Origin of the sequence: Streptomyces sp. Da 82-17 (assembly GCF_046098215.1) — a bacterium.
In the GTDB taxonomy this organism is placed as follows: Bacteria; Actinomycetota; Actinomycetes; order Streptomycetales; family Streptomycetaceae; genus Streptomyces.
Window position 1 is genome coordinate 106,423 of the sequence record NZ_JBJURH010000012.1, and the last position, 26,244, is coordinate 132,666.

The 26,244-nt window shown below is 73.6% G+C and carries 22 protein-coding genes; 15 read left to right on the forward strand and 7 right to left on the reverse strand.

Features of this window, described 5'->3' with window-relative positions:
* Positions 1 to 21: 21 nt before the first annotated feature.
* The gene (locus ACIDOF_RS21495) at positions 22 to 2,283 is read right to left on the reverse strand and encodes a SpoIIE family protein phosphatase (protein ID WP_409007604.1); all 2,262 of its coding nucleotides are present in this window, start codon (positions 2,281 to 2,283) and stop codon (positions 22 to 24) included.
* Positions 2,284 to 2,555: 272 nt separating this feature from the next.
* The gene (locus tag ACIDOF_RS21500; protein ID WP_409007605.1) at positions 2,556 to 4,001 is read right to left on the reverse strand and encodes a purine-cytosine permease family protein; all 1,446 of its coding nucleotides are present in this window, start codon (positions 3,999 to 4,001) and stop codon (positions 2,556 to 2,558) included.
* A 69-nt stretch (positions 4,002 to 4,070) separates the two neighbouring features.
* Here ACIDOF_RS21500 and ACIDOF_RS21505 point away from each other — a divergent pair, with 69 nt between their 5' ends.
* The 3 genes from ACIDOF_RS21505 (at position 4,071) to ACIDOF_RS21515 (ending at position 8,026) form a co-directional block, all read left to right on the forward strand.
* Complete coding sequence (locus ACIDOF_RS21505; protein WP_409007607.1) at positions 4,071 to 4,754, forward strand: TetR/AcrR family transcriptional regulator; 684 nt, start codon at positions 4,071 to 4,073, stop codon at positions 4,752 to 4,754.
* 388 nt (positions 4,755 to 5,142) lie between these two features.
* Positions 5,143 to 6,762 carry an amidohydrolase gene (locus ACIDOF_RS21510; protein WP_409007608.1) on the forward strand — a complete coding sequence of 540 codons (1,620 nt, stop codon included), beginning with the start codon at positions 5,143 to 5,145 and terminating at the stop codon, positions 6,760 to 6,762.
* 316 nt (positions 6,763 to 7,078) lie between these two features.
* Positions 7,079 to 8,026, forward strand: coding sequence for a choice-of-anchor P family protein (locus tag ACIDOF_RS21515; protein ID WP_409007609.1), 948 nt, complete (start codon positions 7,079 to 7,081; stop codon positions 8,024 to 8,026).
* A gap of 105 nt (positions 8,027 to 8,131) precedes the next feature.
* Here the strand turns inward: ACIDOF_RS21515 and ACIDOF_RS21520 are convergent, their stop codons facing one another.
* The gene (locus tag ACIDOF_RS21520) at positions 8,132 to 8,965 is read right to left on the reverse strand and encodes a L,D-transpeptidase family protein (protein WP_409007610.1); all 834 of its coding nucleotides are present in this window, start codon (positions 8,963 to 8,965) and stop codon (positions 8,132 to 8,134) included.
* A gap of 328 nt (positions 8,966 to 9,293) precedes the next feature.
* Between ACIDOF_RS21520 and ACIDOF_RS21525 the strand changes: the two genes are divergently transcribed.
* From ACIDOF_RS21525 to ACIDOF_RS21535, 3 genes are all read left to right on the forward strand, one after another.
* Positions 9,294 to 10,115, forward strand: a complete 822-nt coding sequence (locus ACIDOF_RS21525) for a dienelactone hydrolase family protein (RefSeq protein ID WP_409007611.1) — start codon at positions 9,294 to 9,296, stop codon at positions 10,113 to 10,115.
* 125 nt (positions 10,116 to 10,240) lie between these two features.
* Entirely contained in the window at positions 10,241 to 11,350 is a 1,110-nt protein-coding gene (locus ACIDOF_RS21530; RefSeq protein WP_409007612.1) for an ABC transporter permease, read from the forward strand.
* Positions 11,351 to 11,421: 71 nt separating this feature from the next.
* Positions 11,422 to 11,772 carry a deoxyxylulose-5-phosphate synthase gene (locus tag ACIDOF_RS21535; RefSeq protein ID WP_409007613.1) on the forward strand — a complete coding sequence of 117 codons (351 nt, stop codon included), beginning with the start codon at positions 11,422 to 11,424 and terminating at the stop codon, positions 11,770 to 11,772.
* An 83-nt stretch (positions 11,773 to 11,855) separates the two neighbouring features.
* Here the strand turns inward: ACIDOF_RS21535 and ACIDOF_RS21540 are convergent, their stop codons facing one another.
* Entirely contained in the window at positions 11,856 to 12,938 is a 1,083-nt protein-coding gene (locus tag ACIDOF_RS21540; protein WP_409007614.1) for an ArsR/SmtB family transcription factor, read from the reverse strand.
* 254 nt (positions 12,939 to 13,192) lie between these two features.
* Here ACIDOF_RS21540 and ACIDOF_RS21545 point away from each other — a divergent pair, with 254 nt between their 5' ends.
* A complete protein-coding gene (locus tag ACIDOF_RS21545; RefSeq protein ID WP_409007615.1) occupies positions 13,193 to 13,768 on the forward strand; it encodes a TetR/AcrR family transcriptional regulator in 576 nt (191 codons plus the stop codon).
* Between the two features lie 473 nt (positions 13,769 to 14,241).
* Positions 14,242 to 15,129, forward strand: a complete 888-nt coding sequence (locus ACIDOF_RS21550) for a fructosamine kinase family protein (RefSeq protein WP_409007616.1) — start codon at positions 14,242 to 14,244, stop codon at positions 15,127 to 15,129.
* An 18-nt stretch (positions 15,130 to 15,147) separates the two neighbouring features.
* On the opposite strand, the gene ACIDOF_RS21555 is transcribed toward ACIDOF_RS21550, so the two are convergent.
* Positions 15,148 to 15,777, reverse strand: a complete 630-nt coding sequence (locus tag ACIDOF_RS21555; protein WP_409007617.1) for a hypothetical protein — start codon at positions 15,775 to 15,777, stop codon at positions 15,148 to 15,150.
* A 127-nt stretch (positions 15,778 to 15,904) separates the two neighbouring features.
* Here ACIDOF_RS21555 and ACIDOF_RS21560 point away from each other — a divergent pair, with 127 nt between their 5' ends.
* The 6 genes from ACIDOF_RS21560 to ACIDOF_RS21585 all read left to right on the forward strand — a co-directional run bounded on the left by ACIDOF_RS21560 (position 15,905) and on the right by ACIDOF_RS21585 (position 22,755).
* The gene (locus ACIDOF_RS21560) at positions 15,905 to 16,687 is read left to right on the forward strand and encodes a hypothetical protein (protein ID WP_409007618.1); all 783 of its coding nucleotides are present in this window, start codon (positions 15,905 to 15,907) and stop codon (positions 16,685 to 16,687) included.
* Positions 16,688 to 16,763: 76 nt separating this feature from the next.
* Entirely contained in the window at positions 16,764 to 17,447 is a 684-nt protein-coding gene (locus ACIDOF_RS21565; RefSeq protein WP_409007619.1) for a GntR family transcriptional regulator, read from the forward strand.
* Positions 17,448 to 17,718: 271 nt separating this feature from the next.
* Entirely contained in the window at positions 17,719 to 19,017 is a 1,299-nt protein-coding gene (locus tag ACIDOF_RS21570; RefSeq protein WP_409007620.1) for an amidohydrolase family protein, read from the forward strand.
* Between the two features lie 171 nt (positions 19,018 to 19,188).
* Entirely contained in the window at positions 19,189 to 20,490 is a 1,302-nt protein-coding gene (locus tag ACIDOF_RS21575) for an amidohydrolase family protein (protein WP_409007621.1), read from the forward strand.
* Between the two features lie 140 nt (positions 20,491 to 20,630).
* On the forward strand, positions 20,631 to 21,908 hold the full coding sequence (locus ACIDOF_RS21580; protein WP_409007622.1) for an MFS transporter: 1,278 nt from the start codon (positions 20,631 to 20,633) through the stop codon (positions 21,906 to 21,908).
* Between the two features lie 28 nt (positions 21,909 to 21,936).
* Positions 21,937 to 22,755, forward strand: a complete 819-nt coding sequence (locus tag ACIDOF_RS21585; RefSeq protein WP_409007623.1) for an aminoglycoside adenylyltransferase family protein — start codon at positions 21,937 to 21,939, stop codon at positions 22,753 to 22,755.
* A 51-nt stretch (positions 22,756 to 22,806) separates the two neighbouring features.
* Here the strand turns inward: ACIDOF_RS21585 and ACIDOF_RS21590 are convergent, their stop codons facing one another.
* Positions 22,807 to 24,198, reverse strand: a complete 1,392-nt coding sequence (locus ACIDOF_RS21590; RefSeq protein ID WP_409007624.1) for an NADP-dependent succinic semialdehyde dehydrogenase — start codon at positions 24,196 to 24,198, stop codon at positions 22,807 to 22,809.
* A gap of 466 nt (positions 24,199 to 24,664) precedes the next feature.
* On the opposite strand from ACIDOF_RS21590, the gene ACIDOF_RS21595 reads away from it, so the two are divergent.
* On the forward strand, positions 24,665 to 25,441 hold the full coding sequence (locus tag ACIDOF_RS21595) for an SDR family NAD(P)-dependent oxidoreductase (protein ID WP_409007625.1): 777 nt from the start codon (positions 24,665 to 24,667) through the stop codon (positions 25,439 to 25,441).
* A 166-nt stretch (positions 25,442 to 25,607) separates the two neighbouring features.
* Here the strand turns inward: ACIDOF_RS21595 and ACIDOF_RS21600 are convergent, their stop codons facing one another.
* Complete coding sequence (locus ACIDOF_RS21600; RefSeq protein WP_409007626.1) at positions 25,608 to 26,243, reverse strand: DUF1097 domain-containing protein; 636 nt, start codon at positions 26,241 to 26,243, stop codon at positions 25,608 to 25,610.
* Position 26,244: the final 1 nt, after the last annotated feature.

Consider the following 26,244-nt stretch of genomic DNA (forward strand, 5'->3'; position numbering starts at 1 on the left):
GCGGTGCCGGGGCGGGGCGGGTCAGCTGCCGTCGGCCGGGGGCAGGGGGTGGGTGCGGGCGATGAGGACGGCGACGTCGTCGGGGTCGCCGTGCCGGCGCAGCTGGGTCAGGAGCAGGTCGCAGGTCTCCTCGAGGGAGCGGCGCGGCTGGTCGAGCACGTCCATCAGGGCGCCGAGGCGGGTGCCGATGTCCTCGTCGCGGGTCTCCACCAACCCGTCGGTGTAGAGCAGCAGTTCGTCGCCCTCGGAGAGGGTGAACTCGGCCGCCTCGAACGGCACGCCGCCGACGCCGAGGGGCGCCCCGGTGGGCAGCGAGAGCAGTTGCGGGCGCTTGTCGGGGCAGCACAGGACGGGCGGGAGGTGTCCGGCGGTGGCGATGCGGCACCGCCCGGTGTGCGGGTCGTACTCGACGTACACGCAGGTGGCGAGGGTCTCGTCGAGTTCGGTGGCGATCCGGTCGAGGTGGCTGAGGACGTCGGCGGGGGCGAGGCCGAGGCCGGCCAACGTGCGGGTGGCGGTGCGGAGTTGGCCCATGGACGCGGCGGCGTTGATGCCGCTGCCCATGACGTCGCCGACGACGAGCGCGGAGCGTTCCCCGGCGAGCCGGATCACGTCGAACCAGTCGCCGCCGACCTCGCCGGCGGTGGTGGCGGGCTGGTAGCGGTACGCGATGTCGAGGCCCGGGGGTTTGGCCGGGCGGTGCGGCAGCAGGTGCCGTTGCAGGGAGAGCGCGGCGTGGCTCTGCTGCTGGTAGCCGCGGGCGTTGTCGATGGCGACGGCGGCGCGGGCGGCGAGTTCCCCGGCGAGCAGCAGGTCGTCGTGGTCGAAGGGCAGCGGGTTGCGGGTCCTGGCGAGGGTGAGCGCGCCGAGCACGGCGCCGCGGGCGCGCAGCGGGATCGCCATGTACGAGTGCACGCCCGCCTCTTCGAGCAGCGCGGACACGTCCCGGTCGCGGCCGATCCGGGCGAGGTCCTGCCGTCGTACGTGGGCGATGAGGGTGGGGCGGCCGGAGCGGACGCACTGGGCGACGAGGCGGCTGGACTCGTACCGGGTGGTGCGGCCGTCGGCGTCGGAGGCGCGCTCGGCGAAGTCGGGGTGGGCCGCGGCGACGGCGACCGCGCGGAACAGGGCGCCTCCGGCGGCGGGCTGGCGGACGGGGCCGCCGAACTTGAGGACGCTGTCGAGGAGGTCGACGGCGGCGATGTCGGCGAACTCGGGCACGAGGGCGTCGGCGAGTTCGCGGGCGGTGCGGTCGAGGTCGAGGGTGGTGCCGATGCGTTCGGTGGCGTCGGCGATCATCGCGAGGCGGCGCTGGGCGCGGGCGGCGGCGGTGGCGGCGCGGTGCTGCTCGGTGATGTCGACGACGGACACGGCGAGGCCGATGACCCGCTCCTGCCCGGGGTCCTCCAGGCGGTGCAGGGACACGCTCCAGGCGTGGTCGTTCTCCGGGTCGGCGGGGGTGCGGCCGACGGTGAACGTGTCGAGGGAGGGGACGCCGGTGGCGAGCACCTCGCGCATCGCGGACTCGACGGTGTCGACGGCCTCGAGGTTGAGCAGCGGCAGCACCTCGCCGACCGTGCGCCCGAGGTGCTCGGCGGCGGGGATGCCGTTGATGCGTTCCAGGGCGGGGTTGACCATGACGTACCGCAGGTCGGTGTCCATGACGGCGAGGCCGATCGGGGACTGGCTGACCAGGCGCAGGGAGAGCGCGAGGTCGCGTTCCATGCGCTGGAGCGTGGCGCGTTCGGAGGCGAGCCCGAGGGCGTAGACGTTGCCGCGCTTGTCCTCCAGGCGCATGTTCCGGAACTCGGCGAGGCGGCTGCCCTCTTCCTTGTGGCGTACGGGGAACACCCCGGCCCAGGACTCGCCGCTGGCCATGACCTGGGAGAACAGGGAGAGGACGAGGTCGAGGTGCTCCTCGTCGACGAGGATGCGGGCGGCGGGGCGGCCGAGCGCCTCGGCCGCGGTGTATCCGAAGAGGGTCTCGGCCTGGGGGCTCCACAGGGCGATACGGCCGTCGGCGTCGAGGACGACGGCGGCGACGCCGAGGACGTCGAGAAGTCCCCCCGGCTGGAGTCCGGGGTCGATGATCTCCGCGATCGAGTCCTCTTCCGTGACCGAGTCCTCCGCGGCGAGGTCGTCCCCGTCGGGCTTCTCGGGGGCGGCGTCGTCCGGCGCAGGTTCGGTGGGGGCGGCGGCGTGGTCGGCGGCGGGGGCGGCGGGACCGTGTGGGTCGGGGTCGTCGGGATCGAGGTCTGGAGGCGGGGCGTCCGCCGTACTCATCGGTCCGCTCCCTTCTCCCGTGGCCACCGCGGCTGTCGGCCTCCCGAGTCTCCCCCGAGGTCGCGTCTCCTGTCTGCCCTCGTGCGGGGCCGAAGATCTCTCCATCATCCCCATCGGAGGTGGCGGTCGCCACTGGCGTTCGGCAGGTCGTGCACAGCCGCCGGTGGGAGGCCTCGACGGACCGGCCGGTCATCGTGTCGGCGTCGCTGACCGGCCGGTGCGTACGGCCTTCGGGGTGCGGGGGGGCGTGCGGGGTGGGGTGCCGGGTGCGGTCAGAGGGGGCGGGCGGGGGCGCCGAGCGGGGTGCGCATCAGCAGGACGTAGAGGAGCGGGGAGACGACCAGGCCGACCGGCAGGGCGAGGTCGACGCCGTCGAGGGCCTCGGCGATCGGGCCGGTGTAGAGGGTGTTGACGCCGAGGGCGGACGCGGTGACGCCTCCGGCCAGGGCGCAGGCGCCGGCCCAGTTGACGCCGCCGCGGTACCAGAAGGGGCTGTGCCGGGACTCGTCGGTGAGCGCGAGGCCGTCGTAGCGGTTGCGGCGCAGGGCGATGTCGGCGGCGTAGATCGACATGCTCGGGCCGAGCAGGACGACGGTGAGCTGGAGGACGTTGCTGACGGTGTCGAGGAAGTTGGAGACGAGCAGCGCGTAGAGGGTGAGCGCGACGGCGGCGGCGCCGTCGACGAGGACGCTGTACGTGCGGCGGATGCGGACGCCGACGGCCTGCAGGGCGAGGCCCGCGCTGTAGGCGGTCAGGGCGTTGATGGCGATGGTGCCGAGGACGAGGGCGACTAGGAAGACGGGGGCGAACCAGCCGGGCAGGATCGACTCCAGGGCGGTCTGCGGGTCGCTCATGTCGAGGGTGGTGGCGGCCATCGCGCCGAGCGCGGAGACGAGGACGCCGGGCAGGAACGCGCCGAGCGCGGTCCAGCCGAGCACGGCCTTGGCGGAGCTGGTGCGCGGCAGATAGCGGGAGAAGTCCGCGCTGGTGGTGTAGGAGAGCGGCCCGGAGGCGATGAGCGTGACCCCGGCGAGCAGCACGGCCCACAGGTCGACGCCGGTGAGCGGCGCCTTCGGGGCGTACGAGAAGTCGGTGTGCTGCACGACGGCGACGGCGACCGCCGCGAACACCGCGGTGAGGGCCAGGGTGATCGGCAAGTACAGCTTCACGATCATGGCGTGGCCGTAGACGCTGATGGTCAGCGTGAGCACCGCGATGACGACGACCACGGCGATCTGCACGCCGGTCGTGGCCGTGATGCCGACGCGTTCGACGAGGGCGAAGCCGGCGGTCGCGGCGGCGGCCAGGTTGAGGGCGAAGTAGCAGACGGAGATCATCCAGCCGGTGACGGCGTTGTTCACGCGGTTGCCGCGGATGCCGTACAGGGCGCGGGTGATGACCTCGCTCGGGGTGCCGGACGCGGGGCCGGAGATCGCGAGGAACCCGGTGAGCAGCCAGAAGAGGTTGCCCACGACGATCACGCCGAGCGACTGCCACAGGTCGAGGCCCATGAGGACCAGGGCGCCGCCGACGACCAGGCTCAGATACGTGACGCCGCCCGCGGCCCAGACGGAGAACAACTGCCGCGGCCTGCCGTGCCGTTCGCCCTCGGGAATGTGGTCGATGCCGTGCGCCTCGACGTGCGTCGCGCGCTCGGACCTCGGCGGTTCGAGAGACTCGCGTACGGCGGGACTCGGTTCGGGAAGTGTGGACGCCATGGCCCCTCCGGGTGCTCGGGACTACCCACCTGCTTGCTTATTGGTCGGGTACTCAATAGCATCCGGGGTATGCCGTCAAGCGTTCAGCGCAAGCGAGTCAGAAAATCCCCGGCCGCCCGACGTGCGGAAATCGTCGACGCGGCGGCGCAGGTGGCGCTCACCGAGGGCCTGGAGTGCATCACGCTCCGCCGGATCGCCGAGGAGCTCGACGTGCGGCCGGGCCTCATCAGCCACTACTTCCCGTCGGCCGAGGACCTGGTGGCCGAGGCGTTCGGCCGGGCCGCGGGCCGCGAGCTCGACGCACTGCTCCCGGACGAGCGGCCCGACGGCTCCCCCGCCCACTACCTGGCCCGTTTCTTCGCGCTCGCGACGGGACCGGCGTACGACGACGTCTCGCGGCTGTGGATCAACGCCCGGCATCTGAGCCGCTACCGGCCCACGCTGCGCGAGCGGGTCGAGGTCCAGGAGGCGGCCTGGCGCACGCGGTTCGCGGCGGTCATCGGGGACGGCGTACGGGACGACGAATTCCGTACCGACAACCCGCTCCTGACGGCCATTCACATCCTGGTCGTGCTCGACGGCCTAGGCGCCCACGCCAACACCGGCACCGTCGACCGCCCCGACGCGGTCGCCCGGATGGCGGTCACGACGGCCGAGCGTGAACTCGGCCTGGAGAGCGGGACGTTGAGCGCGATCGCGGAGGGGCTCAGCGAGGCGGACTTGGCGCGGCCCGCGGAGCCGCAGGACGCCTGAGGGCGGAGGGCCGGGGCTCACGACAGCGGCCCGCTCGGGCCTGCGGCCTCCTCAGGGCGGCGGTGGGCGGGTCGGCGAGTGACCGGCCTCGCTCCCGAGCGGCGGCCCGAACGGCGTCATGCGACCGGCGCCCCCGAGCGGCGACGGCGTGCACGACCGGCTCTTCAGCAGCCGAGACCGCTCCCCTTGGCGGTCGCCCCCCTCGCCCGGCGCCGGGACCGACGTCGCAGGCAGAGACCCGCCCCCGCGACCTCCCACCCGGCCCCCCGGCCCGCCCGAACCGACCAACCCCAGCTCACCGCCCCGCGAGCAAGGCGACCGACCAGCCGCCCCGAACCTCGCCACCCCGACAACCCCGCCCACCCCGACCACCCCGCCAGGAGCCCTCGTGCGCACTTCCCTCGTTCTGCTCTCCGCCCGCCTGCTCGACCCCGTGAGCGGGGAGATCTTGCCGCAGAGCGCGCTCGCCGTGGTCGACGGGCGGATCGCCGCGCTCGGGGACGACCGGGAGATCCGGGCGCTCGCCGGGGCCGGGACCGAGGTGGTCGACCTGGGCGGCGCCGTCCTCACGCCCGGCCTGGTCGACGGGCACCTCCACCCGGTCTCCGGCGCGGAGATGACGCAGGGCCTCGACCTGTCGGGCTGCACCGACCTCGACCAGGTGCGGTCCGAACTCGCGCATGCCGTACGGGAGTTGGGGCGCGGCGAGTGGCTGCGGGGGTGGGGACTCGACCCGAACGTGTTCGGGGACCGGCCCGTCGCGTCGGCGGCGCTCGCGCCCGTACTGGACGGGGTGCCCGCGCTGCTGCAGCTCTTCGACGCCCACTCGATGCTGGCGAGCCCGCGCGCCCTCGAACTCGCGGGTGTGGCCGGGCCGCGGGAATTCGACCAGGCCGCCGAGGTGGTGTGCGACGCGCACGGCCGCCCGACCGGGCTGCTCCTGGAGGACGCCGCCTGCGAGCTCGTCGAGCGTGCCGCCCCGCAGCCGACCCGTGCCGAGCGCCGGGCCCGACTGGCCGCCGTGCTGCGGGAGATGGCGGCGTCCGGCCTGACCGGCGGGCACGCCATGGACGCGGGCGGCGACAGCCTGGACCTCTACCGCGACCTCGACGAGACCGGCGAACTGCCGCTGCGCCTGCGCGTCGCCCCGTGGTGCCAGCCGGGCGTGGACGCGGACGGGGTGCGCGCACTCGTCGAACAGCAGGGCGTCGGCGGCGCCCTGTGGCGGGTGGACGGCGTGAAGCTGTTCATGGACGGCACCATCGACAACGGCACGGCGTGGCTGGAGCAGCCCGACTGCCACGGCGAGTCCACGCACGCCTTCTGGCCCGACCCGGCCGCGTACACCCACGTCATCGGCGCCCTGCACCGCGCCGGAGTGCCCACGGCCACCCACGCCATCGGCGACGCGGCGGTACGGCACGCCCTGGACGCCGTGGCCGCGGCGGGCGGCGGCGACGGGGGCGTACGACACCGGGTCGAGCACATCGAGACCGTGCCGGACGACACCCTGCGGCGCTTCGCGGAGCTCGGCGTCGTCGCGTCCATGCAGCCCACGCACTGCTGCGACTTCACGCGCGCCGACCACACCGACAACTGGTCGCGGCGGCTCGGCGAGGAGCGGGCGGGGCGCGCCTGGCGCTGCCGGGACCTGTGGGACTCGGGGGCGACGGTGGTGCTCGGCTCGGACTGGCCGATCGCCCCGTTCCCGCCGCTGCAGGTCATGGCGGGAGCCCGGCACCGGCGCCCGAGCCGGGATCTGACGCAGCCTCCGCACGGACCGGAGCAGGCCCTCACCGCGCTGGAGGCGTTGCGGGCGACGACGGTCAACGCGGCGTACGCGGCGGGCGAGGAGGGCCGGGCCGGCCGGATCGCGGTCGGCTGCCGGGCGGACCTGACGGTGTTCGCGGAGAGCCCGTTGACGACCGCGGCGACGGATCTGCCGGAGCTTCCGGTGCTGCTCACGGTCGTCGACGGGCGTGTCACCCACCGGTCGGCGCGGCTGTGAGCACCCTGATCTCCCTTGCCCCGGAGCGCAGTTGAGCCAGGACTGTTTGCCTCGGGCGACCTGTCCCCCGTACTGCGGCGTGCCCTTCCGTCGCGGTGTCCCTAGCGGACTCACGGAGGCACGCCGAAGCCAATATGGCCAGTCAGGTGAATAAACACACCATTTGACTGTGTATCGGATAGGTCATGACCTTCGAGGGGGTACGAGTGGCCGACGTCGGACGCCGCGTCCGACGTCCAGGAAGCGCGCCCGCCCCGGCGCCGCGATCGGCCCCGGCGGAGACCGGCGCGCTCCTGCTCTTCACGAAGGGAAACTCATGGCCTCAATCAACATGGGTGTGGCGGGTCGGGCCGCTCTCGGCGCCGTCTTCGCCGCATCCCTGGTCGCGACCACCGCGGGCACGGCGCACGCCGCCGCGGGTTCCAGCTCGGCGTACGGCGCCAAGGCCTCCCTCGGCCCGGTCAAGATCGCCGAGGTGGCCAAGTCCCGCTACACCGCCGGTCCCCCGGCCGCCAACCTCGCCCAGCTGACCGTGCCCAACGTGCTCTCGGTCAAGGCGCTCAGCACCAGGGCCAACGGCAACGCCACGACGGGCACCACGTTCGCGACCGCCAAGACGGCCGAGGCACGCCTCAACCTGCGCCTCGCCTCCATCGGCGCGGACGCGATCGGGGCGCGCTGCGACGCCCGGCCCGGCACCCGGCCGCGGGGCAACACCGTCATCCTGAACGGCACGGTCAAGGCGCCGCTCGGCGTGGGCACCGTGAAGCTGCCGGTCAACCCGGCGCCGAACACGAAGGTCGAACTGCCCGCGGGGCTCGGCTCCATCACGCTCAACGAGCAGGTGCACAACCCCGACGGCTCGCTCACCGTCAACGCCGTCCACGTCCGGGTGGCGAAGAAGCCGCTCGCCGGTGACGCCGTGATCGCCTCGGCCACCTGCAAGGCCGGCAAGGCGGAGAAGCCGGGCGCGATCACCAGCATCGCGTACGACAAGCACGGCAAGCGCGTCCCGGGCGTCGCCTTCGAGCTCAAGAAGTACAAGGACCGCGCCATCGCCCCGTCCTGCACGGGCAACAACATGGGCTGGTGCACGTTCCCGAAGCTGTCCCCCGGCCGGTACGCGGTGTGCGTGACGGACGTCCCGGACGGCTACGGTCTGCCGAAGCCGCGCTGCAAGGGCCCGATCGTCATCAACGGCGACCACAAGTACGTGCGCTTCCTGATCCCGGAGGAGAAGGGCAAGGGAAAGCACCGCCACTGACGTCCCCGACGCCAGGTCCCTGAAAAGGGGCGGGCGGGGCGGCTCATCTGCCGCCCCGCCCGCCTTTTCTGTTGTCCGGTCAGCCGCGTCGTACGGGCCGTCCGGTCACTCGTCGAACGCCGCCTGCAGCTCTTCCTGCGTCGGCGGACGGTCGGCCGTCGGGTCCTCGGCGATGTTGAACGAGCCGAAGCCCTGGGCGATCAGGACGTCGTCGGAATAGGTGCCGTTGCGCTTGCCGGTGCCGGGCTTGGTGCCCCACACGTACACGCGGTCCCCGACCTTCAGGAGGTCGAACAGCCGCTTCGCGTCGGCCGCGTACATGTTCACGCAGCCGTGCGAGCCGGACTTGAACAGGTCGGACTTGGTGCCGTGGAAGGCCTGCCCGCCGTTGAAGAACTGCGAGTGCGGCATGGGGGCGTTGTTGTAGATGGTCGAGAAGTGCCGGGCGCGCTTGAGGTAGATCTTGTGCCAGCCGCGCCGCGTCTCGTACCCGTTCTTGCCGCTGCGGATCGGGACGGGCGCGAAGACGACCTTCTTGCCCGTCTGCACCCACATGATCTGCCGGTTCAGATCCACGCACGTGACCCGGTACGAGCGGACCGGGCACTTGCCCTGCGCGTTGGGGTTCTTCCTGACCTCCCAGACGAGGAGCATCCGGTACGTCCGCAGGTCGGCCTTGCCGTCGGCGGGCTTGATGCCGAGGCGCTGCTGGGCCCGGCGGATGATGATGCAGTCCTGGGTGCTCTGGACGCCGTCCTGCGGCAGCCCCAGCTTCTTCTCCAACTGCCACTGGTAGGCGCCGGACGAGGACGTGCAGGGCGGCTCCGGAGCGTTCCCGGACCGGCCCTCCTCGGCGAGGGCCGGCGATGCGGCCAGTAACTGACCGGTCAGGCCCGCCGTGCAGGCGAGCCCCACCGCGAAAGACAGACGCGACGACACGACGCGCACCGACCTTTCTCCCTGTCGGGGGAAACGGAAAAAGAAAGTGACTCTGCATCGGTTCTAGGACGGACACGCCGCACACGCCCCACAACTGCTCCGCATGGCCCAGCCACAGAGGCCCGTAATTCACCTGTGTCGTTGCACGGATTCCGGAGGTGCGTGTGCATCGGCGATCGGGGCGGGCGTGCTGTGGTGTTCGTCGCAGCGGGAGGGGCGCGGGGCCGCGGTGATCGTCGGGGTGGCATGCTCGGGACTGCCCGTGCACGGTCGGCGCGTCCGGCCGAGGGGCCAACTGCCAGGATGGGCAAGGGCTTTGGGGGACACGATGGCCGACCACGATCTGTCCGGGTTCGAGCGCGACTCGTTCACGCACGACGGTGTCACCCATGACGTGCTGCGGCGCGGCAGCGGGCCCGCCGTCGTGGTCATCGCGGAGATCCCGGGCATCACACCGAAGGTCCTGGCCTTCGCCGAACGAGTGGCCGCCATCGGGTGCACGGCCGTCCTGCCCGTCCTCTTCGGCCGCCCGGGGCGGGACCCCAACCCGGCGGCGCACGGCAAGCTCAGGTCGAGTGCGTACATGGCGTCGAGCATCCTGAAGGTCTGCGTGAGCCGGGAGTTCACCGGGTTCGCGGTCGGACGCAGCTCCCCTGTGGTCGACTGGCTGCGCGGGCTCGCGGCGTACGAGCACGAGCGGTGCGGCGGGCCCGGCGTGGGCGCGGTCGGGATGTGCTTCACCGGCGGGTTCGCCCTGGCCATGGCCACCGACGAGCGGATGCTCGCGCCGGTGCTCTCGCAGCCGTCGCTGCCGCTGCCCATCGACCGGCGCCGGGCCGCCGGGATCGACATCTCGCCCGCCGACCTCGCCACGGTCAAGGCCCGCTGCGCCCGCGACGGCCTCCAGGTGCACGGGCTGCGGTTCCGCAGCGACCGGCTCGTGCCCGACGCACGGTTCGCGTTCCTGCGCCGCGAGCTGGGCGACGCGTTCGTGGCCGTGGAGCTGGAGGACTCCGACGCCGACCCGGCGGGCGTCCAGGCCCCGCACTCGGTCCTCACCGAGCATCTGATCGACGAGCCGGGCCAGGCCACGCGGGCCGCGCTCGACGGGGTGCTCGACCTGTTCCGCAGGCGGCTGTTGGCGAGCTAGCCGGTCCGGTGCGGGTCGGGGCGGCGCGGACCTCGGCCCTCCCGGTGTCCGGCGGAGGTCGCGGCGCCGCCCGTACGGGCCCTCACCGGTAGGGGGCCGCGCGCACGGCTGCTTACCGTGAGGGCATGGACGAGACCGGCGAGGACCCGCAGCCGAAGCCGCCGCACGCGGACCAGCCTCCGCATCCGCCGCACGGCGCGCACGGCCGGGTGCCCACGCGGCGGGAGCGGTGGGAGGCGTTCAAGGAGTCGCCGTTCCTGCCCGCGCTCGTCCTCGTGTTCATCCTCGCCGCGGCCGCCGGCCTGTTCGCCGGGAGCTACACGTACTCGATGGCGAACCCGACGCCCCGGCACGTCCCCGCCGCCGTGGTCGGGGCGCACGACTCGGCGCGCGGCCGGGCCTTCGTCGACGGCATGGAGGAGGCCCTCGACGCGACGCTCGCCCTGACGTCGTACGACACGTACGCCGAGGCGAGGGAGTCGGTGGACGAGCAGCGGGCGTTCGCGATCCTGGACGTGCACGGCACGGGCCGGGTGACGCTCGCCGTGTCCGGGGCCTCGGGCGCGTCGGTGGCCCAACTCCTCGCGGACGCGGGCCAGTCGGTGGGGCGGCAGGTCGGGCTTCCGGTCACGGTGCGGGACGTCAACCCGATGCAGCCGGGCGATCCGCGCGGGCTGGCGATCTTCTACATCTCGCTCGCGGCGGTGATCATCGGTTTCGTCGGCGCAATCCAGCTGTCGGTGCACGCGCGGAGCCTGAACCCGCTGGAGCGGATCGCGTTCACGGCGGCGTACGCGCTGCTCGGGGCGTTCGCGATCGCCGCGGTCGTGGACTGGTGGCTCGGCGCGGTGGATCTGCCGTTCGTGGAGTCGTGGCTGATCCTCGCGCTGACGATGTTCGCCTCGGGCATGGTGTTCACCATGTTCAACACCCTGTTCGGGCGGTGGGCGATGCTGCCGACCTGGGGGCTGATGGTGCTGCTCGGCAACCCGTCGTCGGGCGGCGCCGTGTCGTGGCCGCTGCTGCCGTCGCCGCTCGGGCACATCGGGCAGTGGCTGCCGCCGGGTGCGTCGGTGAACGCGCAGCACACGGCGGTGTACTTCGGCGGGCATCAGCATGCGTTCCCGTTCCTGGTGCTCGGGGCGTGGGCGCTGCTCTCCTGCGGGGTGTTCTGGTTCTGGCGGCACCGGCACCCGGGCGGGCGGCCCGCGGCTCCGGCGCATGCGGCGGCGTAGCAGCGCGCGGCGCTCGGGCGGTGCCGAAATCCCGTCGCGGCACCGGCCCCCCGGCCGTTACCGTGCGGGGCATGTCCACCACCACTGCCCGGCACCAGCCCGTCGGCAAGACGCACTACGTGTGCCTGACGTGCCGTGTCTCGTACAAGCAGGCGTACGACCGTGCCCGGCAGCGGAGTTGTCCGCGCTGCGCCGGGGCACTGCTGCACGCGGGGTCGGCGTTCGCGGCGCCGCCGCGGCGGGACCGGGCGGGCTGGCGGACGGTGTCGGTGCTGCTGAACGCGGGCCTGGGGTACCACAAGAGCTGCTGCGGCGGTCCCGGATATCGGCCGCGCTCGCTGCGCGAGGTGCGCCAGAGCATCCGGTACGCACGCCGCACCGGCGAGCCCGTGGCCCGCGCCCTCGTCCGCGCCCCGCTGTGAGCGGCGGGCCCTTCGGTTGGTGCGGGTTCTGCGGCTGGTACGGGTTCTGCGACTGGTGCGGTCCTTGAGCGGGAGCGGGTCCTTCAGCAGCGGCCGGTGAGCAGGTCTCTGCCGAGCGGGGTGAGGGTGTGCCGTACGCGGTGGCGTTCTCTCGTGCTGATGATCAGGCCCGCGCGGCGCAGCACGGCCGCGTGCTCGCTGGCCGACGACAGGGAGACGCCCGCGTACTGCGCCAACTCGCTGGTCGTACGCGGCTCCTGGAGTGTCTGCAAGACGGCCGCCCGGGTGTGGCCGAGCAGCGGCGCCAACCGGGGCGCGGGCGGCGGCTGTTCGGGGACGAGCGGCGCCCGCGCCGGGTAGACGAGCACGGGCAGCAGCTCGTCGTTCAGGAGCGCCACGGGCGTACGGCGGCAGAAGTACGAGGGCACGAGGAGGAGTCCGCGGCCCTGGAGGTGCACGTCCCGGTCGACCGGGTACGCCGCGCACAGCACCGGTGGCTGCCAGTGCAGCAGCGGGGCGAAGGTGCGGAGCATCGCGTCCGTGGTACTGCGGACCTGCGTGCCCGTGCGGTGCATGCGGTCGCGCCGGACGCGGGCCGCGATGTCCGGCCAGGCGGGGCCGAGCACGGACGCGTGGTACTGGCGCAGGGCCGCACCGAACCGGCGCAGCGTGCCGGGGTCGCCCTCGGCCAGCGAACTCGCCCAGGACGGAAGGGAGTTGTCCTCGGCGAGCAGGCCGACCTCGGTGCGCAGGCGGCGGCGCGGGGTGCTCAGCACGGCGTCGATGCCCTCCTCCAGGCCGCCGGCCGCGGCGGCGGGCGTGAGGAAGTCCGGGAAGTAGCCGCGCCTCGGCATGAGCGGGGCGAGGACGCGCTGGGCGGCCCGGCCTCGGCCGCACGCTCTGCGCCGCCAGGCGTCGAGCAGCGGTTCGGGCCTCGGCTCGTGGAGTTGTTGCATGCTCAGGACGGTCTCCCAGAGTGGGTCGGGACCGTCCGCGATCCTGGTGCGCGCCAGGTCACCGGCGCTGAAGTGCATCCGCAGCACGACTTCCCCCGAAGTCTTCCGAAGTCCCCCGATGGCGCCGACCGGTCCCGCGTCGGCTGTGAGTTGCGCGTCCCCGCCGGTGCCGCCTTCGCCGGTCGTGCGGCCCTGGTCGACCGAAGGCACGGGCGTCGCCGGAGAACGGCCGTTCTCTTTTCGCGACGGTACTGGCGAGAACCGGCGTTCTCAAGGCGTCGAACGGGGCGTGAGGGGTGGTACCGGCGCATTCGGGCCACCCCCACCGGCAGGGCGCGCGCCCCGCGCCGACCTGCGCGCATCTCTCGTACCCCATGGACAGGCCGGTTCCGGACATCCGAGAATGACAGTTCTCGCGCCCTGACCGGGCGTCGACCCACGGTTCGGGGAGGGCTCGGCAGCGCATGGACGGCCTGGTGGACGGCGAGCGGCTCGCACACGTCGTGGCGGTCGCCGACGACCTGTTCTTCACGCACGGCGTGCACGCGGTGACGATGCAGCGGATACGGACCGAGTCGGGGGTGCCGCTGAAGAAGCTGTACGGCATGTTCCCCTCCAAGGACGAGCTGCTCGCCGCGTGCCTGGTACGCCGCGACCGCATCGCCCGCGACGCGATCGCCGAGCGCGCCGAGCGGTCGGACGACCCGGTCGAACGGGTCCTCGCCGTCTTCGACTTCCTCGACGACTGGTTCAATCGGCCCGGCTTCCACGGCTGTGTGTTCGCGGGCGCGTTCGGCGAGGCGGGCGCCGCGGCGCCGATCGTGGTCGACACGGTCCAGGCCCACAAGCAGCGCCTACGCGAACTGATCACCGCCCTCGCGGCCGACACGGACGTACGGGACCCGGCCGCGGTCGGCGCCCAGCTCGCCGTGCTGTTCGACGGGGCCATGGCCATCGCCACCTTCACCGGCGACACGACCGCCGCCCGACACGCCAGGCTCGCGGCACGGGCAGTTTTGGAGGCGGGGGTCGAGGGGTGAGTCGTCCGGGGGCGGCTCGTCGGGGCTGATTCAGGGGCGGGCGTGGGCCGGCGACGGGGCGGGCAGCCGTCAGCCGTCAGCCGTCAGCCGTCAGCCGTCAGCCGTCAGCCGGGATCATCAACCGTTCGCGTGACGCTTTCCGCGCGCCGGGGCCGGTCCTGAGCGGCCCCGGCGCGCGGTGCCCGGTGTGCGTGCGGTGGCGCGCCGTCTCCGCCCCGTTCGGAGGTGCGGCGGGTCGTGCCGCGTGCCGGGCCTCCCGTGCGTGCCTCGTGCGCCGGACGTCATGAACCCCCCGATCCATGGCGCCGCAGAGTGCGCGAAGGCAGCACCGGGCTTGTGGGGTGTCGAGTGTTCCGGCCGCCTCCGGATGGGCGCCAGGTGTTTCGGCCCGGCCCGAAAGGGCTTGCGCCCGGGGCGGCTCGGTGCCGTGCGGGGGTACGGCGGAGGGCGCGGAGTTGGCGTACAACTGCAGCATGAGCTCGTACCGCAGTGGGTCCCGGCCGTCCGAGGAGTCGCCGGGGAGTGTGGCCGCGCGGCTGACCGGGCGGCCCGTGGACCGGGTGCGGCCGTTGTCGGCGGCGCTCGCCGAAGTCGCCCTGGACGGCGGGCGGTTGGTGGTCGTGAAGCGGGCCGACGAGCCGGGCGCGGTGGCGGCGGAGGCGGCCGGGCTGGGGTGGCTGGCGGAGGCGGGGAGCGTACGCGTGCCGCGGGTGCACGGCCACGACGACCACTGGCTGGTCCTCGACCGGGTGCCGTCGGGGCGCGCGAGCGCGGACGGCGCGGAACACTTCGGGCGCGAGCTGGCCGCGCTGCACGCCCGCGGCGCGGACGCGTTCGGCGCACCGCCGCCGGGCGGCCCGACCGAGGCGTACATCGGGCTCGCGCCGATGCGGAACGTCACCGGGGACGACTGGCCCGGCTGGTACGCGGAGCAGCGCGTCCTGCCGTATCTGCGGCGGGCCGTCGACGCGGGGACGGTGCGCGCCGCCGAGGCCCGGGTCGTGGAGCGGGTCTGCGAACGGCTGCCTCAACTGGCGGGCCCCGCCGAGCCGGTGGCGCGGCTGCACGGCGACCTGTGGAGCGGCAACGTCCTCTGGGACGCGGACGGCGCGGCCTGGCTGATCGACCCGGCCGCGCACGGCGGGCACCGCGAGACCGACCTCGCGATGCTCGACCTCTTCGGCTGCCCGCACCTCGACCGCGTCCTCGACGGCTACGAGGACACCGCTCCCCTCGCTCCCGGCCGTCGGGACCGCATCGCCCTGCACCAGCTGTTCCCGCTGCTTGTCCACGCGGTGCTGTTCGGCCGCGGGTACGCCGAACAGGCCCTGCGGGCGGCGGAGTCGACGCTGCGCCGGTGACGACGGCCCGTCCGGCGGTCAGCAGACGCGGACCGCGTCCACGTCGTTGTTGTACTCCGTGCCCTGCAGATCCGGGACGCGGTGCGGAGCCGTGCTGCCGAAGACATGCGCCCAGTGGCCGCGCCACACGTAGAACTTCGTCCGCGTGCCGCGCGTCTGGTGGTTCTTGAAGGACGTGAGCCGGTCCTTGAAGCCGTACGCGCTCAACTTCCGGAACGCACACGTGCGGAACACGACCTTCTTGTGGTCGTAGTGGTCCCCCGCCCACAGGCACAGACGGCCGCTCCGGCAACTGCTGTCCCGGGGCTCGCCCGGCTCCGTGAAGGTGATGGTCGTCGAGCCGTCGGCGGTGCGGATCGTGTCGCGGCCCGTCTGGCGGGCCGGGACGTCCATGGCCGCCAAGTGCCGGTCGATGCGCCCCTGGAGGGCGACGCGTTCCTGGAAGGCGACGCGTTCCTGGAGGGCCGGGGCCTGCCGTCGGTCCGCGCCCGCCGGCGCGGCCGTGCCGGTGGCCGCGGCTGTGCCGCCGCCTGCTGCGACGGCGAGGGCGAGGCCCGCGCAGAGGACGGCCAGGCGCCGCCGCGGCCTGCGCACGCCGCCGCTCCCGGCCCTGTCCGTACGGTTCCTGATCGCGCTGTTGTGGTTCATACCCGGACGTTAGGGAAGCGGACGGGACGGCCGGGAGAGGTTTCGGCCGCTGCCGAAACTCACGTGTCCGCGCCCCAACTCCCCTGGCCCGTAGGCGTTGTCAGTGGGGGCCGATACGGTTGCGGGCATGAACGACGACGTGCGCAACATCGTGCTGGGTGTGATCGCCACCGGGATCGCCACGGCGATCGGCTGGTGCGCGCGTACGTACTTGTGGCGGCGCAGACTCCGCCGCAAGCAGCGGTTCTTCGGCCTTCCGGACAACTCCGAGTGCCTGCTCGTCGTCAACGAGTCGGCGGGCGGCGGGGGTTGGTCGGTGGCGCGGCGGGACGTGTTCGCACTCCTCGAGCTGTACGCGCTGATCAAGGACTGCGGGGCGAACGCGGAGATCGTCGCGCACGACGCGATGCGGCAGGGCTTCGGCGAGCGCACGGAGTTCTGCGTCGGCGGCCCCGTCTCCAACCAGCGCATGGCCGCACATCTGCGCACGCTGCTGCCCGGCGTCCAGGTCGACACCAGCCCGGAGCGGGGCCCGGAGCAGAGTGCGATACGCGTGGGCGGTCAGGCCTACCGCTGGGAGCGCGGCGTCAGCGAGCACGTGCTGCTGGCGCGGCTCACCGACGGCCGGACCGCGCCGGACGCGAGACCCGTGTTCCTCGCGTCCGGCCAGCACTCCAACACCAACCACGCGGCGGTCCGCTATCTCGCCCGCAATTACGGCAAGTTGATGCGCAAGTACGGCAACGAGCCGTTCTGCCTCGTGCTCAAGGTCGTGAACCCGGACGCGTACGGGCCGGACGTGGTCGAGCTCGCCGCCGACGTCACGCGGGCCGCCCTCCGCCCGGCCCCCACGCCGGAGCCGGCTCCCGCTCCGGCGCCCGACCCGGCTCCGGCGGCCGACCCCGGGTGACCGAGGCCCGGCAGGGCCCGGGAGGGCCGCGCAGCGCCGTATCCTCCATGCGGGGTCGACCGGTGAACGGAGGACGGTGCACGTGGCGAGCAGTGCGAGTGGGACGGAACGGACGTCGTTGAGCGCGCAGGCGCGCGAGGCGGTCCGGGAGCGCATCGTGGACCGGCGGTACGCGCTGGGCTCGCGGCTCGTCGAGCGGGAGATCGCCGAAGAGCTGCGGATGTCCCGCGTGCCCGTCCGGGAGGCGCTGCGCGCGCTCGTCGCCGAGGGCCTCCTCGAACTGCTGCCGCACAGCGGGGTGCGGGTGCGCCGCCTGGAGCGCGCCGACGTCCAGCACCTGTACGAGGTGTGGGAGCCGCTCGCCGTGCAGGCGTCCCGGCTCGCCGCGCGGCGGGTCGCCGCGCACGCGCCCGACGAGGCGGCCGGGCTCGCGCGGCTGCGGAGCACGCTGGAGAGCGCGGACACCGCTTCGCGGAGCGACGACGGGGCGCGGGAGGTCGCCGCGCACACGGCGTTCCACGAGGGCATCGTCGCCCTCGCCGCGAACCCGCTCCTGGAGCGGATGATGGAGCAGCTCAGCTGGCAGTTGCAGCTGCTGTTCGGGATGCGCGCCGAGCCCGACCACATGCGGGCCCAGCACCACCTGATCTTCCGGCACATCGCGGCCGGCGACGAGGAGACGGCGGCGGCGAGCACGCTGCTGCACGTGCGCGACAGCCGGGCCGTCGCGCTCCGCTCGCTCTTCGAGGACGAGGGCTAGACGGCACAGGATCAGGGCGGAAGGCCAAGGCACGAGGCCAGGGCGAAGAGCCAAGGCACGAGGCCAGGGCGGAAGGCCTGGACGGACCAGGAGCGAGAGCCGGTATACCAAGCCCGGACCCGTCCCAGAACATTCCCGACAAGCACCCCACAACAACCTCAAAAACGCTGACGACTCCTTGCCATGAGCTCGGGCTCGGTATACAAAACGTGGACGCGGTCCCTCCGCTCCCGTCGTACGCCTGTCCACCCTCACTGTCCTGGAGCCACCCATGTGCGTCGAGAACACCCCGCCCCCCTCGTCCCGGCTGACCCGGCGCGGCATCCTCGCGGGCGCCGCCGCGCTCGCCGGCACCACGGCGGCGCTGTCGGCCGTCGCGCCCCGGACCGCCGCTGCCGCCGAGCGTTCCGGCGCCCGTGCCGGAAGCACCGGCCGGGCCACGACGGGCGACCTGGTCGTCGAGGGCGGCACGCTGCTCGACCCGGCGACCGGCGAGGTCACCGAGGACGCGGTGGTCGTGATCGTCGACGGCGTCGTGCGGGCCGCCGGTGCGCGCAGCCGTACGCAGATCCCCTCCGGCGTCGAGAAGCTCGACGCGCGGGGCCGCTGGATCCTGCCCGGACTCGTGGACGCGCACATCCACCTGAACACGGCCGCCGAGGCGCGCGACGCCGTGCGCCAGGGCGCCACCAGCGCGCGCAGCGGCTCGACCAACTTCTACCAGGACATCGCCGTACGGGAGTTGGCGCGGCAGGTGCCGCAGCTGGCGCCGCAGCTGAAGGCGGCCGGCGTGTTCGTCACGCCGGACCTGGGCGACACGATCCTCGCCGACCCCGACCTGACGCCGCTCGCCAAGCTGAAGGACGGCGTCCGCTCCGCCGAGGCGCTGCGCCGCGTGGTGGAGGTCAACCTGGCGCGCGGCGCCGACGTCGTCAAGACCCGGGTGAACGAGCGCGCCGGGCTGCCGGAGCAGGACCCGCTGGCGCAGGTGTACTCGCGCGAGCAGCTGTCCGAGATCGTGTCGGCGGCGCGGCGCGGTGGCAAGGGCGTGCTGTGCCACAGCTACAGCGAGAAGGGCTGCCACGACGCGGTCATGGCGGGCGTGCGGTCCGTCGAGCACGGTGCGTTCATCGGCGAGCAGACGCTGCAGGAGATGAAGCGCCGCGGCACGTACTTCACGCCGACCCTCGCCGCGATGGCCGGCATGGTCGACTCCCCCGACCCGGTGCTCGCCGAGCGCGGCCGCACCTTCCTGGCCGCCGCCAAGGAGCGGGCGCTCGCCGCCCACCGGCTGGGCGTTCCGCTGGCCTCGGGCACCGACTCGTCCGGCGGCAAGATCAAGCCGATCGGCCGCGAGGTGGAGCTGATGCGCGAGGCCGGTCTGCCCGCGCTCGACGCGATCCGCACCGCCACGACCGGCGCCGCGAAGCTCATCGGCCTCGACGGCAAGGCGGGCCGCCTGGCGCCCGGGTACGCCGGTGACGTGGTGCTCGTCGACGGCGACCCGCTGGCGGACGTGAAGGTCCTCAAGTCGCCCACGGCCGTGGTCCGTTCGGGCGTCGCGATCTGACCGCACCCCTTCCTCCGACCCCTTGCTCCGACCTCGGTGAGGGCGGGCGGCCCGGCACGAACCGCCGCCCGCCCGCCCCGCCGTGCCCGTACGACCCGCGTACGCACGGCCCGTACGACCCGTCGGACCCGTACGGCCCGTACGTCCCTGTCCCATTCGAAGGAGACCCCCATGACGCCTCTGTCCCGTCGCGGCATGATCGTCGGTGCCGCCGCTCTGGCCGGTACCGCCACCGCGTTCTCGGCCGGTGCCGCCTCGTCGGCCGCTCCGCGTGAGCGGCACGACGACCGCCCGAGCCGGGCCGTGGTGTTCCGCGACGTCCGGCCCTTCGGCTCGGCCGAGGCGGTGGACCTGACGGTCGTCGACGGCCGGATCACGGACGGGCCGGCCCCGGCCGGGGCGCGGGTCGTCGACGGCGGCGGGCGGGTGGCGCTGCCGTCCCTGGTGGACGCGCACATCCACCCGGACAAGACGACGTGGGGCGGGGACTGGGTCTCGCGCAAGCCGGCGAGCAGCATCGCCGACTACGTCGAGCAGGACGTGGAGCTGTTCAAGAGCCAGAAGCGGCCGGTGTCCGAGCGGGCGTACGGCCTGATGGCGCACGCCGTGACCCGTGGCACCCGCGCGATGCGCGCCCACGTGGACGTGGCTCCCGCGTACGACCTGGCGGGCGTGGAGGGCGTGGCCGAGGCGCGCCGGAAGCTGGCGCACGCCCTCGACGTGCAGATCGTGGCGTTCCCGCAGCACGGGGTGGTGCGTACGCCCGGCACGGCCGAACTCCTCGAGGAGGCGGCGCGCGGCGGGCAGATCGACTTCGTCGGCGGCATCGACCCGATCAGCTTCGACCACGCGATGGACGAGCAGCTCGATCTGGTCTTCGGCCTCGCCGACCGGCACGGCGTGGGCGTGGACATCCACCTGCACGACCGGGACGAGAAGGGCCTGCAGGTGATGCGGGCGATCATCGAGCGGACCCGGGCGCTGTCCCTGCGCGGCAAGGTGACCGTCAGCCACGTGTTCTGCCTGCCCGGCCTCTCCGACACCGAACTCGGCAGGATGGCCGAGGAGTTGAGCGACCTGGACATCTCCCTGACGACGGTCGCGCCGAACGAGTCGCTCGTGCTGCCGGTCGGCAAGCTGCAGGAGCACGGCGTGCGCGTGGGCCTCGGCTCGGACGGTGTGCGGGACTCGTGGAGCCCGTTCGGCAACGCGGACATGCTGCATCGCGCGCACATCCTCGGCTGGGTCACCGACGTCCGCCTGGACGACGAGCTGAAGCACGTGTACGACGTGGCCGCGCACGGCGGCTCCGACGTCATGCACCTGGACCGCGCCGACCTGAAGCCCGGCGCGCCCGCGGACTTCGTGCTCGTCCGCGGCGAGGGCGCTCCGCAGGTCGTCGTGGACATGCCGCAGCGCGACCTGGTGGTGCACGGCGGCCGGGTCGTCGCCCGCGACGGCGAACTGGTCTGAGGGGTCTGCGTACGCGTACGCCGGGCGGGCCGATCTGACGTCGGACCGGCCGGTCGAGCGCCGGGCGGGCCGGTTCCCCGGTCCGTCCGGCGCTTCGCCGTGCCGTACGATCGCTGGCTTCGGTGGCGGCGGCGAGAGCGATGCGAGGGCGTGTGCGGGCCAGGCTGGGGCGGCGGTTCGGGTGGCTGTGGGCGGCGTACGCGGCGAGCACGTTCGGGACGTGGCTGGCCTTCGACGCGTTCCCGCTGATCGCGGTGACGGTGCTGCACGCGGGGCCGACGCAGGTGTCGCTGCTCGCCTCGGCGGGGCTGCTCGTCGGGGCGGTGGTGGCGTTGCCGCTCGGGCCGTGGGTGGACCTGCGGCGCAAGCGGCCCGTGATGATCGCGATGGACCTGGTGCGGTGCGCGGCGCTGCTCAGCGTGCCCGTCGCGTATCTGCTGGGCGGGCTCGGGTTCGGGCAGTTGCTGCTCGTGTCGGTGGTGGTCGCGGCGGCCGACATCACGTTCACGGCGGCGGCGGGTGCGTGCCTGAAGGCGCTGGTGCCCGGGGAGCATCTGCTGGTCGCCAACAGCCGGTTCGAGTCGACGACCTGGACGGCGACCGTGCTCGCGCCGCCGCTGGGCGGTGCGCTGGTCGGGGTGGCGGGCCCGGTGGTGACGGTCGCGGCCAACGCGCTCAGCCATCTCCTGTCGGCGGTCGGGGTACGGGCGGTCGGCCGGGACGAGCCGCATCCGGCGGGCGTCGGGGAGGGGCAGGGGGCGGCGGCGAAAGGGCGGCCTCGGCTGCGGCGCGGTGACCTCCTCGACGGGTGGCGGACGATCCTCCGCAATCCGGCGCTGCGCCCGCTGTTCTTCAACACCGCGCTGGTCAACGGCCTGATCATGGCCATGCATCCGCCGCTCGCCGTGCTGATGCTCGGCCCGCTCGGCTTCGCGCCCTGGCAGTACGCGCTCGCCTTCGCTCTGCCGTGCGTCGGCGGCCTGGTCGGCTCGCGGCTCGCCCGCCCGCTCGTCGCGCGCTTCGGCCGGCACAAGGTGCTGCGCACGGCGGGCACGCTGCGCGTCTGCTGGTCGATCGGCCTCGCGTTCGTGGGGCCCGGCGCCGGAGGGCTGCTGCTCGTGCTCGCCGTCGAGCTGGGCCTGATCACCTGCGCCGCCGTGTTCACCCCGGTCCAGGCCACGCACCGCCTGGAGCACACGCCGGACGACCGGGTCGCCCGTACGCTGTCGGCCTGGTCGATCTCGGTCAAGCTCACCACGGCCGGGCTCACCGCCCTGTGGGGGCTGCTCGCCGCGGCGGCGGGAACGCGTGCGGCGCTGTTGGCCGCCGGGGTGCTGCTCCTGGCCACGCCGCTGCTGCTGCCCCGGTCGGAGCGGGTGCAGGAGCAGGCGCCGCGCGAACCGGCGCAGGCACCGTGACAGTTCGGCTCGTACGACAGGAGGCCCCGTGGACGCGCAGGAGAACCCCGTCGACCAGACCGGCACCGTCGTCCGCCTGGCCGGCGAGCTGCTCGGGGCGGACCACGTCATCGGCATGTACCGGCACGGCTCGGCCCTGCTCGGCGGGCTGCGGCCGCACAGCGACATCGACGTGCTCGTGGTCGTACGGGAGCGGCCGTCGGCACGGGTCCGGCGCGCCCTGGTCGAGGCGCTGCTCCCGGTCTCGGGCCCCGGGTCCGGCCCCGGCGCCGGGGCGCTGCGGCCGGTGGAGCTGACGGTGGTGGCGCAGGGCGACGTACGGCCGTGGCGGTATCCGCCGGTCTGCGCGTTCCAGTACGGGGAGTGGCTGCGCGGGAGCTACGAGCGCGGGGCGACGCCCGGGCCGGAGCCCAGCCCCGATCTGGCGGTGCTGCTCACGATGGTGCTGCAGGGGAACTCCCCGCTGGTCGGGCCGCCGCCCGCGGAGGTCCTGGACGCGCCGACGGCCGGTGATGTGCGGCGGGCGCTGCTCGACTCCGTACCGGAGTTGCTGGCCGAGCTGCGCTCCGACACCCGCAACGTGCTGCTCACCCTGGCGCGGATCTGGTGCACGCTGCACACCGGGACGATCACGTCGAAGGAGGCCGCCGCCGACTGGGCCCTCCCGCGCCTCCCCCGCGAGCACCGTCCGGCGCTCGCGCATGCGCGGGCGGTGTACCGGGGGGACGTCGAGGAGTGCTGGGACGAGGACGGGGTCGGTGGCGAGGGGAGGGCGGGGGCTTGCGGGGCGTGGTTGGCGGGGGCGGTCAGGGGCCTGCCTTCGCCCCCGCCCCGCCCGTTCCCGTAAGGGTCCCTGCTCGCTTCCCGTAAGGGCCCTACTCGCTTCCCGTGAGGGGCCCTACTTGCCGTACCAGACCGTCGTCGGGTTGCAGAATTCGCGGATTCCCTCGCCCGCGAGTTCCCTGCCGTAGCCGGAGCGCTTGGCTCCGCCGAAGGGGAGGCCGGGGTGGGAGGCGGTCATGCCGTTGACGAAGACACCGCCGGCCTGGATGTCGCGTACGCAGCGTTCGATGTCGGCGTCGTCGCGGGTCCAGACGTTGGAACTCAGGCCGAACGGGGTGTCGTTGGCGAGCTCGACGGCCTCGTCGAGGCTCTCGACCCGGTACAGCGTGGCGACCGGGCCGAAGGCCTCCTCGCGGTGGATGCGCATGTCCTCGGTGATGCCGGTGAGGACGGTCGGCTCGTAGAACCAGCCGCCGTCCCGGCCCTCGGGACGGGCTCCGCCGCACAGCACGGTCGCGCCCTTGGCGACCGCGTCGTCGACGAGTTCCTCCAGGTCCTTGCGCCCCTGCTCGGAGGAGAGCGGGCCGACGTCCGTGCCCTCGTCCATCGGGTCGCCGACGGTCAACTCCCGCATTCCGGCGACGAACCGGTCCCGGAACTCGTCGTGGACGTCGGCGTGCACGATGAACCGCTTCGCGGCGATGCAGGACTGGCCGTTGTTCTGCACGCGCGCGGTGACGGCGGTCGCCGCGGCCTGCTCGACGTCGGCGCTGGGAAGCACCACGTACGGGTCGCTGCCCCCGAGTTCGAGCACCGTCTTCTTCACCTCGTCCCCGGCGGTGGACGCCACCGCACGGCCGGCGGGCTCGCTGCCGGTGAGGGTCGCGGCGGCCACGCGCGGGTCGCGCAGGATGCCCTCGACGGCGCCGGAGCCGATCAGCAGCGTCTGGAAGCAGCCCTCCGGGTATCCGGCCCGCCGGAAGAGTTCCTCCAGGTAGAGGGCGGTCTGCGGGACGTTCGACGCGTGCTTGAGCAGTCCGACGTTGCCCGCCATGAGGGCCGGCGCGGCGAACCGTACGACCTGCCACAGCGGGAAGTTCCACGGCATCACGGCGAGGACCGAGCCGATGGGCCGGTAGCGGACGACGGCACGGGCCGCGCCCGAGTCCGCCACGTCGCGCGGCTCGGGGTGCTCGTCGGCGAGCAGGGACTCGGCGTTCGCCGCGTACCAGCGCATCGCCTTCACGCACTTCGCGGCCTCCGCGCGCGCCGCCTTCAGGGGTTTGCCCATCTCCAGGGTCATGGTCCTGGCCACGTCGTCGGCGTCCGCCTCCAGGAGGTCCGCCGCGCGTTCCATGAGGGCGGTGCGGTCGGCGAAGGAGGTGAGGCGGTGCGTGCGGTACGCGGCCTCGGCCGCCGCGAGCCGCTGCTCCACCTCCTCGGGCGTGAGCGCGTCGAAGGTCTTGAGCGTCTCGCCCGTGGCGGGGTTGACGGTGGCGATGGGCATGAGGGTCCTCCTCGTCGGTACGCATCCCTGCGGGCACGGTGCGCACGGCTTCCGCGCAGGCGCAGCTCGCCCCTCCCCCTCGACCCTCGCTCGCCCACGCCGCACACGCAACGCCGTGACGGGAAGGGGCAGGTCAGAGGCGTGCGCTGGGGTAGGGCCCGGGCACGCGCGCCCCTCTCCCCCTCGCGTGCCGGACGCCCGCCCCGCCGGAGCCGGCCGCGTGCGTACGACGGGCCCGGCCCTGGTTCCCGTGGCCGTGGCGGGTCGGCCACCTCCGCGGCACCACCTCGGCCGCCACCGCAACCCCGCTCGTCAACTCGGCCTTCACCGACGGTTTCTGACGTGATCTCACTCTTGTTGCCCAGAGCCCCTTCCCGCATTCTTGTGGCTTCCGTCGGGACGGGCGCGCAGAGCAGGTCCCGGCACCCAGAGCCCCAGGGAAGGCGGCGCCGCCGATGAGCGTGCGATGAGTGTCGAGGACTTCTCCGGCCGCAAGGGCGCCGCCCTGGTCGCGGGCGGCACCGGCGGGATCGGGGCGGCGATCGTGCGGACGCTGGCGCGGCGCGGCAGCAACGTCGTGTTCACGTACCGCAGCAGCGAGGTCGGCGCGCACCGGCTCGTCACCGAACTGGGCGGTGAAGGGCTGCACGTACGCGCTCTGCACGCGGACCTGGCGGACGAGGCGGCCGCGGCCGGGGCGGTCGAGGAGGCGGCCGGGACACACGACGGGCTGCACACGGTGGTGTACGCCGCCGGGCCGCACGTGCCGATGGTCCACCTCAGCCAGGTGCCGCCGGCCCGCTACCGGGAGCAGCTGCACGCCGACGCCGCCGCGTTCTACCAGCTCGTCCACCCGGCGCTGCCCGCGCTGCGGGCGAGCGGCGGCAGTCTGGTCGCGGTGACGACGGCGGCCACGAGCCGGTTCCCCGTGCGCGACGGGCTTTCGTCGGGCACCAAGGGCGCGGTCGAGGCGGTCGCGCGGGCCCTCGCCGCGGAGGAGGGGCGGTACGGGGTGCGGGTCAACTGCGTCGGGCCCGGAATGCTGACCGACGGGATCGCGGCCCGCCTGATCGACAGCGGCGAGCTGGACGAGGAGGCCCTCGCGGTGACGCGCCGCAACATTCCGCTGCGCCGCTTCGGCCGCGCCCAGGACATCGCCGAGGCAGTGGCGTTCCTCGCCTCGGACCGGGCCGGGTTCATCACAGGGCAAACGCTTGCCGTCGACGGCGGGTACAGCGTGTGAACCGGCCCCCGCCCGGCCCCGGTTGTGCCAGGCTGACCCCAACTCCGTTCAGGGCACGGCCGGTTGGCCGGTGCGCGCGTCGTGCGTTCCGTACGGGGGAACGCACCGCGCGCACCGCGTCCGGCGGCCGCGATCGGGTTCCTCGCGTCGGGCGAGGCGAGCTTCGTCAGTGGCGCTGTTCTTCCGGTGGGCGGGCGCCGGGGCGTGCTGTGACGGTACGGCGGGACTGTCCGGGCACCCGTTCCGTACCGCCGTCCACCACGACCGGGAAGGCGAGCCGGCGGGAGAGGTAGGCGTAGACCGGGCCGAGGGCGTTCATCGCGACGACGCACACCCAGGCGGCCCACGGGTTGCCCGGGTCGTAGCCGAAGCCGCCGAAGTACGTGGCGAAGTAGCTGGCGAAGCCGAAGAACATGCCGGGGATCAGCGAGAAGAAGCCGATGCGGCCCGTGTACATCAGCGTGGTGTTGACGACCAGGATGCACAGCGCGGCGAAGGCGTTGCGGGCGAGCTGCCCCTCCCCGAAGGCCGTGCCGGCGTTGGTCTCCAGGAGCACGATGACGAGGGCGTAGGTGGAGCCCATCGGCATGGCGCGCCAGAGCCGTCTGGCGTTGTCGAGGGTGGGTCTCTGGTTGAGGGCGAACATGCCCGCCCACGGGATGAAGATCGCCCACGGCGGGAGGTGCAGCGCCGTGCCGCCGATGAACGCGGTGGTCGCGGCGAGGACGGACGCGACGATCTCGTGCGGGATGCGCTCCCGGATCACGGGCGCGGCCTGTGGTGTGCGGTCCGCGGTCGTCATG